General features: G+C 46.6%; 13 protein-coding genes. 7 read left to right on the top strand and 6 right to left on the bottom strand.

Going from position 1 to position 9,946, the window contains the following annotated elements; all coding sequences use genetic code 11:
* Positions 1 to 107: 107 nt before the first annotated feature.
* Together QUA77_RS08135 and QUA77_RS08130 are read right to left on the bottom strand one after the other, a co-directional pair.
* A complete protein-coding gene (locus tag QUA77_RS08135; RefSeq protein WP_333060466.1) occupies positions 108 to 797 on the bottom strand; it encodes an ImmA/IrrE family metallo-endopeptidase in 690 nt (229 codons plus the stop codon).
* 15 nt (positions 798 to 812) lie between these two features.
* Positions 813 to 1,136, bottom strand: coding sequence for a helix-turn-helix domain-containing protein (locus QUA77_RS08130; protein ID WP_172189318.1), 324 nt, complete (start codon positions 1,134 to 1,136; stop codon positions 813 to 815).
* Between the two features lie 254 nt (positions 1,137 to 1,390).
* On the opposite strand from QUA77_RS08130, the gene QUA77_RS08125 reads away from it, so the two are divergent.
* From QUA77_RS08125 to QUA77_RS08100, 6 genes are all read left to right on the top strand, one after another.
* The gene (locus QUA77_RS08125) at positions 1,391 to 1,657 is read left to right on the top strand and encodes a hypothetical protein (protein ID WP_190662273.1); all 267 of its coding nucleotides are present in this window, start codon (positions 1,391 to 1,393) and stop codon (positions 1,655 to 1,657) included.
* Positions 1,658 to 1,799: 142 nt separating this feature from the next.
* Positions 1,800 to 2,504: a hypothetical protein gene (locus QUA77_RS08120; RefSeq protein ID WP_333036194.1), complete on the top strand. Its 705-nt coding sequence runs from the start codon at positions 1,800 to 1,802 to the stop codon at positions 2,502 to 2,504.
* Between the two features lie 61 nt (positions 2,505 to 2,565).
* Positions 2,566 to 2,934, top strand: a complete 369-nt coding sequence (locus tag QUA77_RS08115) for a hypothetical protein (RefSeq protein WP_333036192.1) — start codon at positions 2,566 to 2,568, stop codon at positions 2,932 to 2,934.
* 56 nt (positions 2,935 to 2,990) lie between these two features.
* Complete coding sequence (locus QUA77_RS08110) at positions 2,991 to 3,968, top strand: hypothetical protein (RefSeq protein ID WP_333449798.1); 978 nt, start codon at positions 2,991 to 2,993, stop codon at positions 3,966 to 3,968.
* A 100-nt stretch (positions 3,969 to 4,068) separates the two neighbouring features.
* Positions 4,069 to 5,163 (top strand): hypothetical protein, encoded by a 1,095-nt coding sequence (locus QUA77_RS08105; protein ID WP_333449797.1) that lies wholly within the window; start codon positions 4,069 to 4,071, stop codon positions 5,161 to 5,163.
* Positions 5,164 to 5,526: 363 nt separating this feature from the next.
* Complete coding sequence (locus QUA77_RS08100) at positions 5,527 to 5,808, top strand: YiaA/YiaB family inner membrane protein (RefSeq protein WP_333036187.1); 282 nt, start codon at positions 5,527 to 5,529, stop codon at positions 5,806 to 5,808.
* Between the two features lie 94 nt (positions 5,809 to 5,902).
* On the opposite strand, the gene QUA77_RS08095 is transcribed toward QUA77_RS08100, so the two are convergent.
* The 4 genes from QUA77_RS08095 to QUA77_RS08080 all read right to left on the bottom strand — a co-directional run bounded on the left by QUA77_RS08095 (position 5,903) and on the right by QUA77_RS08080 (position 8,335).
* Positions 5,903 to 6,373 (bottom strand): ferredoxin, encoded by a 471-nt coding sequence (locus tag QUA77_RS08095; RefSeq protein WP_006634894.1) that lies wholly within the window; start codon positions 6,371 to 6,373, stop codon positions 5,903 to 5,905.
* A 77-nt stretch (positions 6,374 to 6,450) separates the two neighbouring features.
* The gene (locus QUA77_RS08090; protein WP_242716193.1) at positions 6,451 to 6,837 is read right to left on the bottom strand and encodes a DUF1257 domain-containing protein; all 387 of its coding nucleotides are present in this window, start codon (positions 6,835 to 6,837) and stop codon (positions 6,451 to 6,453) included.
* A gap of 40 nt (positions 6,838 to 6,877) precedes the next feature.
* Positions 6,878 to 7,087 carry a DUF2997 domain-containing protein gene (locus tag QUA77_RS08085; RefSeq protein WP_015176940.1) on the bottom strand — a complete coding sequence of 70 codons (210 nt, stop codon included), beginning with the start codon at positions 7,085 to 7,087 and terminating at the stop codon, positions 6,878 to 6,880.
* 375 nt (positions 7,088 to 7,462) lie between these two features.
* Positions 7,463 to 8,335, bottom strand: coding sequence for an ABC transporter permease (locus QUA77_RS08080; protein ID WP_333449796.1), 873 nt, complete (start codon positions 8,333 to 8,335; stop codon positions 7,463 to 7,465).
* 223 nt (positions 8,336 to 8,558) lie between these two features.
* On the opposite strand from QUA77_RS08080, the gene QUA77_RS08075 reads away from it, so the two are divergent.
* Positions 8,559 to 9,887 carry a pitrilysin family protein gene (locus QUA77_RS08075; protein ID WP_333449795.1) on the top strand — a complete coding sequence of 443 codons (1,329 nt, stop codon included), beginning with the start codon at positions 8,559 to 8,561 and terminating at the stop codon, positions 9,885 to 9,887.
* The last annotated feature ends 59 nt before the right edge of the window (positions 9,888 to 9,946 follow it).

The following is a 9,946-nucleotide window of genomic DNA, read 5'->3' as shown; positions in this document are numbered from 1 at the left end:
GGATTTTAAAATCCCAAAAGCCTTTCGACCCCAATTATTTGACTGCTACCCCTTGACAGGTCAAGACAGTATCTACGGGGGCTACGCCAACGAAGAGGATCGCACTTTTATCCAAACAACCGCTGCTGCCCGTTTGCCGCATCTTTCCCGGCATAAATCTCGCGCGTTCCCTTGGGAATATAAATCCAATCGAATTCTTGCAAGCGGTTTGTCAAATTGGAAATGCTCACTCCCAATTCATCTCTCATTTTGTATAAATGCGACCACTTAGTTAAATCGCGTCCCTGTCTTTTTTCCTCCAAAATACACCGAGGCATCAACAAACAGCTTGCAAAATATTGCGCTTGCCATTCGATCGACAAAACCTTATTATCAGCACTCGCACCCCGACAAACAAACGGTTCCTCGACATCCTGGGCTGCTTTTCCTTCATTCCCTAAGTTTAATTCCAACTGTTCCACAGTGCCGTCTGCTTCGTCTTGATTGACGTGTAGCACCCAGTGGCCGATTTCGTGGGCGATCGTCGATTCGATGAAACCCGGCGGTTTTTCCAGAATCTGTTCGTTGATTTCGATTAACCGCTGCTGTGGCAAAATCCTCGCCGCGATCGCACCCTCTTCATCCGGCTCAATGCACTCCCAAACAACGCCCAAATCCAGAAAATCAGCAACCGTTGTCGCATCAAAAGGCCATCTCGGAGCAAAATTTTGCGTTTTCTGCATCTGCATCAAGATGTCATTTGCCAAACGCTCGATCGTTTCTTTGGGATAGAAGCAATACGGCTTAAAAATACTCACTATGAGGGGCCTCTCTTACGCTTCAAAAGACTGTTTGAGCCAATCTGGATTTTCTTGCATCCGGCGGAAAAGAGCCTGCATTTCCTTCGGATTCTGCTTCAGCAGCGCTTCGTACTGCTGCGGCAGCCTCCCCGCCAAGAAAATCAATTCCTCTTCGTTTATGTCTAGATTTCGCGCTAATGCTCGGATTACGTCCTCTTTTGGCGCATAATCCGCTCGATCGTTCTCCAACTTAGACAAATAAGTAAAATCCACACTTAGCATAGCAGCTAGCTCACGTTGTGAGTAAGCTTTGTCCTTGCGAGCTTGACGGATCAGTCTTCCAAATGTTTGTTCCACGGTTTTTCGCCTCCTGACAAGCATTCTAGCCTGTTTTGATGAAAAGTTCAACAAAATACTTGACGGGAAAATCAACCCGCGCTACCATGAGGTTAGTTGACGGTTTAATCAACCTGCCGAGCCTGACTGGTAGGGTTAAGGGTGCAAATTAGCCTAGCTCACACGCTACATATAGCGTCGTCAACTTTAGAGGAGTGAGAAGCGCTGGGCGTCAAAACGCTTGTACGCAGCAAATAAGGAGGAGCAGATAGCAAATGCTGAGAACCTGGACAGACACGCATTACAAGCTCGAAGACGATGACTGGCTATACATCGCCACCCACGAAGAACAAAGCTCAGCCTCACTGGTTTGTCCCGGCTACGCGCGGGATGGCGAAGGCTTCAGCATCCACTTCACCCCAGCGCACCTAGAAACGTTAGAGCATTTGCTCGCCGCGCTGCGGATTATCAAAGCTCAACAAGAGGCGGTGCTTGAGTATACCTATCCAGAACCAAAAGCGACAACACATCTCATTAGGTAATGGAAGGAAGAAGGAAGAAGGAAGAAGGAAGAAGGAAGAAGGAAGAAGGAAGAAAAATAATTCGAGTGTTGTGAGTTCCCAATTCCCAATTACCGATTCCTAATAGTCAGAACATAAATCAATAATTAAGGAAAAACGAACAATGACTACTAAAACACAAGAAAGACCTACATTTTCAGTATTTGGTGCCAAACCGAGCAATGCTTTGCTAGTACCAGAAATCCCGATCGCAGTACGTAACAATTGCCAGGCCGGCCAGTGGACAATTGGCGATACAGACTACGGTTCCAAGTGTTCCATGACAATCCTCAAATTCTCCAAATTCTTCGGTTCCCTCGGTCAAACTTCCCACACACTGTGGGGTCAACTGTGGTTTGTCGCAGAAAGTGGCGAACTGCCGCAAGGAGTTGTCATGGTGACATACATCAAAAACCGCAGCTTGAACGATTTTAACCGTTTGGTAGCATCAGTTCAATCTCGCGGCGTAGAACCTGCAACCGGAATTTTTGTTCCCGAATTTGTCAAGCATTCCGGTCAAAAACCAGACGACAGCGGAGTAGTAAAACCGATTAACTACTACAGCTTGAAATGGTCTTGGATGGAGCGTAAAGACTGGGGAGTAATCGACCAAGCCGCAGCAGTTTTGTCAGATTCTAGCAATCAATCGCGGATGATTGACTTAGAAGGAACAAAAGCTATGGTGTGTTTAGATAACCTGCCGGCGCAGCAAGTTGCCTGCTTGATGGCCGCTCACGCTGGCGGTGAAAGCGATGCTCTTGCTTTGAATTCCAACGGCGGTATGTCGCTACCGCCAGCGGAAGACAAATCAACTGCTGACTTGTTCTAATTCTGTTGTAAAGGCGCGATTAAATCGCGCCTTTACCATAACTGTTACAACGCATAATGAAATGAAGAAATTAACGAATCTAAAAACCCAACCCAACCTCCAAGAAAGCCGTTTGAAAGAGAATCTTGAGCTGCTAGACCAAATTCGGGCAGACGCAGTTAACGACATCGAAAGTCTCACCGAAGACTTCCAACACATGACTTTAGTTGCCGAATCTGTCCAGCGGAATTACCGAGCTTTGTTAGCAGAAAATCAATTGCTAAAAGGCACACTCTTAAGTATAATTGATGAGTGCGGCTGCGGGCAAGGAAATCGGTGCGATCGCTGCTGGAAAATTCTCAAAATTCTAGGTATTGCCAATCCAGAAGAAAAACCCGACGCAGCCACAAAGTACCGTTCCCTTCTCAGCCAACTCCGCAACTTAGAATAACTGAAAACGTTTCATTCACAAGTGTCGAAAAGTTATAATCAGGAGAAGCAAAAATTATGACAATAGCAACTGCCAAGGATACCAAAGCCCAAATTTTGCAAAACTTTCAGCAGATTTTAGCAGACAAAAAAAAGATCGAATCTAAAGTCGAAACCAAAGAACAGTCAGCCGAAAAAGCCAAGAACAAACAACTCCTCGAAGTCGCCTCCACCTACACAATTGACAGCATCGTCAAAGGCTTAGCAGACTTACAATTAGATTTCGGCAGCATCACCAGCGGACTTTCCGAAAAACTGAAGGCGGAATCTTCAAAATTAGACGAATTAAAACGCGCCATCGAAATTGAAGCCGCACAATTGCAAGAGTTGCAGCAAATCAGAGTTGTAGCAGACGCCCTCCACATTTTAACTCAAGAGCACCGAGAAAAACTGACCCTGCTCCAACAAAACAACGCCAACCAGCGCGAACTTATCGAAAAAGACACCACCCAAAAACGCAAAATTTGGGAAAAAGAACAGCAAGAATTTGAGGCAGCAGTTCAAGAAGAAACTGCACTCATAACTAAAAAGCGTCAGGAAGAAACAGCCGATTACCAATACGAATTAGAACGCACCCGCAAAATCGAAACCGACGAATACGAAGAAACGAAGCGCAAACTAGAACGGGACTTGCAAGAATCTACCCGCGAAAAAGAAAAAAATTGGGTGGAACGGGAAAAAGTCCTCAGCGACAATCAAGCGGAGTTTGAAGAGAACCAAAGAAAAGTCGCCGGATTTGAAGAAGAACTCAAACAGGCTTATGTCAAAGCCAAAGAAGAAGCAATTCAAGAAGTTTCCCGCGAAGCTAAAGTCAAGGCAGATTTAGTGGAGAAAGAATGGGAAGGAAGCAAGCAGGGATATGAATTGAAAGTGCAATCTCTACTGCAGACAATTGAGCGACAAACCGAACAAATCGCCGAAATCTCTACACAATTGCAAGCGACGATGAAGCAAGCGCAAGACTTGGCACTGAAAGCTTTTGCTACCAAAGCTTAAGGTTTGTAGCTCAATTTTGGATAATAATCGGCGGTTGAAACCGCTCAAGAGTCAAACAAAATCCGCCGATGCGGACTAACAAAGTTAGGAGATGAAAGCGATGGCGAGAATGAATGACAAAAATACGAAGGCTGAAATATTAGAAGCTTATAAACAGTTGGAACAAGAAAAAAATGCCCTTGATTCGCAACTGAAGCAGCTTAATAACGATAAATCTGCCAATATTTCTCAATCAGAAATCGCAGTCCAAGAACTAGCAATAGTCGAAGCAAGAAAAGCAATGGCTTTAACTGAAAGCAAACAAAAAATGCAGGGGACGATCGACAATTTAATCTTACTGCAATTTGGCTTCGGTGCCGCTGTCAGCGAACTGTCGGAAAAACTGACAACAGAAGCATCTAAACTGGGGGAATTGCAGCGAACTGTCGGCGACGAAATCCAACAACTGCAAGAGTTGCATAGTTTAGAAGATGTTGCAGAAGATACGCTGGACAATTTAATCCAACAATACGAAGAAAGCGCCAAAACATTTAGTGCGGAACTCAGCGAACAGCGCGAAACTGTTGAACAGGAATTGTTAGAACGCCGGCAAGCTTGGGAAAAAGAGCAGGAACTGCAAAAGTTGGCAGTTAAAGAACGCAATGAGAATCAGCAAAAAGCTCGCCAGCGGGATGAAGAGTTGTATGCTTACGATTTGAATCTTCAGCGAAACCTCGACATGGAAGAATACGAACAGCGCCAGAAAAGGCTGTATCAAGAAATCGAAGAGTTTCAGCAAGAACAGGAGAAACAGTGGGCGGAACGCGAAAAATCTATTTCGGAACGGGAAAAACTTTATGCTGAGGTTAAAGCTAAGGTAGAAGCTTTCCCGAAAGAACTGGAAGCTAATATCAAGAACGGGAAAGATAACGGTCGCAATATTGGCAATTACCAAGCTAAAGTTAAGGCGGATTTGTCTGCTAAAGATATCGAAGGGCAAAAGCAAAATTATGAACTGCAAATTCAAGGGATGTTGCAGACAATTCAAAATCAAGATGCGCGCCTTGCTAGTTTGTCGAAACAACTGGATTCTGCTTTGAAACAGGTTCAAGATTTGGCGGTGAAGGCGATTGAGGGAGCATCGAATTTGAGTTCTTTGCAAGCAGTCAGGGAAATTGCGATCGAACAAGCGAAGACTCAGCAGAAAAATAAGTAGATCGGACTCGGCGGTTGAAACTGCGGCTATGCCAACGAAGTAGATAAGAGTCGGCGGTTGAAACCGCTGCATAGAGTCAAACTCTCGTTAGCGGAGGCGGACTGGGAGAAGTAGGGTGCGCCTCGGCGCACGTTACGCTATTTTGAGAAAAAACTAGCTTTGCTTAGTGGAGTTTTCAAACTGTCCACTCGCTGCGAGTCTTTCTTGAGCCTCAAACCCTATCTACAGCGTTATAGTTTTTAGTAAAAAGTTCGATCGCACTGTTCACTTATCGAAACTGTCCCTTCCTCTCCTGACCGCTTCACTCACGCTATCTATTCTTTAAGTTAATGAACCAAAAGATATATTTGACTTAGAGGCACTATGCAGAAACAAATCATACGCCAAAAAGATACTAATGCTTGGATACTTCAGTGCTGGGTTTCTTTTATTCTTGCCCTTTCCGCAACTACTGTAGGTATCATTTATTTACAGGTAGACCCTTGGCAAAAAGCTTTTATGGGTATGGGTTTAACTTTTTCAGTCGGCTCGTCTTTTACTTTAGCAAAAACCATTCGCGATAACAACGAGGCAACAACATTAACTGCCAGAATCGACGAAGCTAGAGTTGAGAAAATTCTCGCTGAACACCATCCTCTCAAATAAATTTGACTATACAATGTATACAAAAAACAGCCCGCGCGGGCTGTTTTTGTTGTTTGAGCCACAGGTTTCAAGCTGCGGATGGGAATTGGGGATTTCAATGGCTACCTTTGAACTTACGATCGCGCAACTTATTCTTTTGTCGCTGGCGAATACCGGCCTTAACTGTCGCCATATCCACCGGAAAACCAACGACAGGCATCACCTGATCCTTGCGTTCTTCTTCCAGATTCTTGAGTTCGGTGTAATCAACCCAGTGAATGCAATTCACCGGACAAGTGTCGATCGCCTCAGCAATCAACTCTTCAGAATCCCCGTCTTGTCGAACTACGCGCGATCGACCGTAATCCGGTTCAATATAAAAAGTATTGCGAGCAACGTGAGCGCAGTGCTTGCAGCCAATGCAGGTAATCTCATCAACATAGACACCTTTTTGGCGCAACACGCCGCCCAACTCCGGTTCCAAACCAGAGCGATCGGGCGCATCCCGCAAAAAACCTCCCAACTCCGGCTCTAAACCAGAGCGATCGCTTGCTGTATCTATTCCGAGTCCAGAAAGCTCAGACATTTAGACCCCCACAATAGTAAATAAGTCCGCGAAAGCGGACTTTGATGAGACAAGATTGCAAAAATCTCGAAAAATTATTAAGCGCACCAGCGTTGCACCACCAAGCGGAGTGAACCGTCTTGATTTTGCTTTTGCTCAGAAATTTGGAAACCCTGCTTAGCGCTTTCATTCACCACAGTATGGTAAGCGTAGCGCTGAGTCACCTTATTCAGAAAACGGTCTACAGACCAAGCTTGCTGCCAAAACTGCAAGTCAGCCACCAATTCATACTCAGTCCCGTTCCAGCTAAAACCTACGTCGTAGCCGTTTTTTTGCTCAATCACGACCTCAGCAGTGCTGGTTAGGCCGCGATAGCCGCGCACCTCAGTCGGGCCCGACTTCCAGTCGATACCCAAGTCAGTTAAAGCAGCTTCCAAAGAATTCAAATTGCGGATCTGGGTCTTAATTTGGCTAAAATGTGACATGGTGGTTCCAAAAAAACTTAAGTGAACTCAACAAAAAAAATTACCAATCGCTAAAAGCCACTTGGGCCGTCGCTTCGGCTGACTGATGCAGCGCTTGCGTGAAATATTCAGATGTTGACTCTTGGTGAAGCACCACGCCGAGCTGAGCTTCAATTGCAGCCGTTACCTCAGCACAGGAAGCACCGACAATGCCGGTGACTGTTTCCTGTACGCGGCCATCTGGATAGATCACAAACTCTAGTGTTTCCATAATTCGGGCTGACTGAATAGGAATATTGAGAACAGACACCGACACCAGCAAGCCAGGGACGATGCCTCCTGAAGTAGCTTCTTGAGAGTTGGCTGACTGACAAAGCGCTATATCAATTTTGACGAATTGATAGGTTTTGAGTCACAACTTAACAGAAGTTATTAATAGGTAGAAGCAATACATCAGTTGTATGTAAAGTTTCGCGTAGATCGTGACAGCAGTCAAGTCAGTCTATTTGATGAGATTTGAGATTGGAGAGTCAGGAAGAAGGAAGAGGGGATGAACCGCAGAGGGCGCAGAGGACGCAGAGGGAAGAAGGCAGAAGGTAAAAGGCAGAAGGCAAAACGCAAAAATATAAATTCCCCCACTCCCCCTTTAATTTCCTCTGGGATCTAAAACGTCTCGTAGGCCATCGCCCAAAAGGTTGAAACCCAAAACAGTCAAAGTAATCAGCAAACCTGGAAACACGATCGTCCAAGGAGACGAAAGAGCGTATCCGCCCTTAAAAGCATCAGAAAGCATCGTCCCCAACTCAGGAACCGGCGGCTGTGCGCCCAAACCCAAAAAACCCAAACCGGCAGCTTCTAGTGTCGCCGTACCAGTCGAAAGAGTTGCTTGTACAACTAGAGGCGCCAGACTTCCCGGCAAAATGTGGCGAAAAATAATCCGCAAGTCGCTGGCGCCCAAGGCCTTGACAGCCAAAACAAATTCTTGTTCCCGCAGAGACAGCACCATACTGCGAGTTAAACGGATGTAAATCGGAATTTGCACGAGGCTGACAGCGATAATTACACTTTGCAGGCTCGGCCCGGTGACGGTAACAACGCCGATCGCCAGTAAAATCGAAGGAAAAGCTAGCAAAATATCCGCCAAAGTGCCGATCGCCATTTCCAGCAACCCCCGAAAATACCCGGCCACGAGTCCCAAAAGCGCTCCCACAATTAAACCCGCACCCACAGAAACCAGGCTGACGACTAAAGAGATCCCCAATCCGTGCCACACCCGCACCAACAAATCTCGCCCCAAACCGTCGGTGCCAAACCAATGTTTAGCGCTAGGAGCCACCAAGCGCGACAAATAATCTCGATCGACCGCCGGATCGTAAGGGGAAAGTAGGGGGGCCAACAGTGCCGAGAGCATCAGCGCTAAAGTCAAAATTAAGCCAATTTTCCCCGAAGTTGATCGCCAAAATCGTTGAAAAGCTGGTTGTGGAAATACTAAGTTTTTATTCAATCTTCGATTTTCCATCGAATGCTGTCACCAAAAAACAGAGGACTTGGGCAACTATTAGGATAAATTAACGATCGCGATCGCAGAAATACGTTAACAAGACTTCTTCCGGGAGACCAAAAACTCGGTGCGTGTATTACCGTCCACATCCAATTGCATTTTTCGCGCCAAATGGCGAATGCCTGAGTCCTTCCTTAAAGACCCTTTAAGATATAAAGAACAAGATAAATTTAAAAGCACAATGACATCAATCCTACTCAAAACCTCAGCTCGATCGCCCCTCAACGCCCCAACAATCCGCCATTTCCCCAACGGCCTCACCGTTATAGCCGAACACTTGCCGGTCGATGCTGTTAACCTCAGCGTGTGGCTCAATTTAGGCTCAGCCGTCGAACCCGACGACATTAACGGCATGGCTCACTTTTTAGAACACATGATTTTTAAGGGAACTCCGAGCATTCCCAGTGGCGAATTTGAGCGCGCGATCGAGCAACGCGGCGCTGTCACCAATGCAGCCACCAGCCAAGATTACACTAACTATTACATCACCACAGCTCCTAAAGATTTTGCCGAACTAGCTCCCCTGCAAGTCGATGTGTTGCTCAACGCCAGCATTCCCGACGACGCCTTCGATCGAGAACGGCTGGTAGTCTTAGAAGAAATTAGACGATCGGAAGACAATCCCCGCCGCCGCACCTATCAGCGATCGATGGAATTAGCATTTGAAGTCCTGCCCTACAAGCGACCGGTACTCGGCCCGACTGCGGTAATCGAACAGCTTACCGCGCAACAAATGCGGGATTTCCACAGCAGCAGATATCACCCAGGGGCCATGACAGCCGTAGCTGTCGGCAATTTGCCAGTCGAGCAACTAATAGAAATTGTCGCAGACAGTTTTGCAGCAAAAAGTACAGCACAAAACAACAAAATAAATGTGCCTGCTGTCGGCAACTTTCACCCAGAACCCCAAATCCCCAACTACGGCCAAGAATCGCCATTTACAGAAACAGTCCGCCGCGAATTTGTAGACTCTGCCCTTCAGCAAGCCCGACTGATCGTGATGTGGCGAGTGCCAGGTTTCATGGAAATGTCAGAAACTTATGCCCTCGACGTTTTGGCGACAATATTGGGTCACGGCCGCACAACTCGCTTGGTTCAGGATTTGCGCGAAGAAAAAGGGCTAGTCTCATCAATTTCGGTCAGCAACATGACTCAGCGACTAGGCGGTGTATTCTCAATTTCCGCTCAACTACCGACAGAAAACTTGGCAGCAGTGGAAGCTGCGATCGTCCAACACATCCGCACTCTCCAAACCGAACTGGTGACAGATGCCGAAATTTCCCGCATCCGCACTCAAGTAGCAAATCGGTTTATCTTTGGTAACGAAACTCCGAGCGATCGAGCAAGTTTGTACGGTTACTATCAGTCGATGGTAGGAGATATCGCTCCCGCCCTCAACTATGCCGCCTGCATCCAAGCTCAGACTGCCGAGGATCTCCGAGAAGCCGCTGTCAAATATCTCTCTCCCGACGCAATGGGTGTTGTGGTAATTCGCCCGGACGAAGCATAAATCGGACATCGCCTCAACAGGGCAATTCTCCCATCCATCTGCTTTTGAGCCATCCAACG

It is taken from the genome of Microcoleus sp. K5-D4, assembly GCF_036704575.1.
In the GTDB taxonomy this organism is placed as follows: Bacteria; Cyanobacteriota; Cyanobacteriia; order Cyanobacteriales; family Microcoleaceae; genus Microcoleus.
This window is presented reverse-complemented; position numbering and strand designations above follow the sequence as displayed.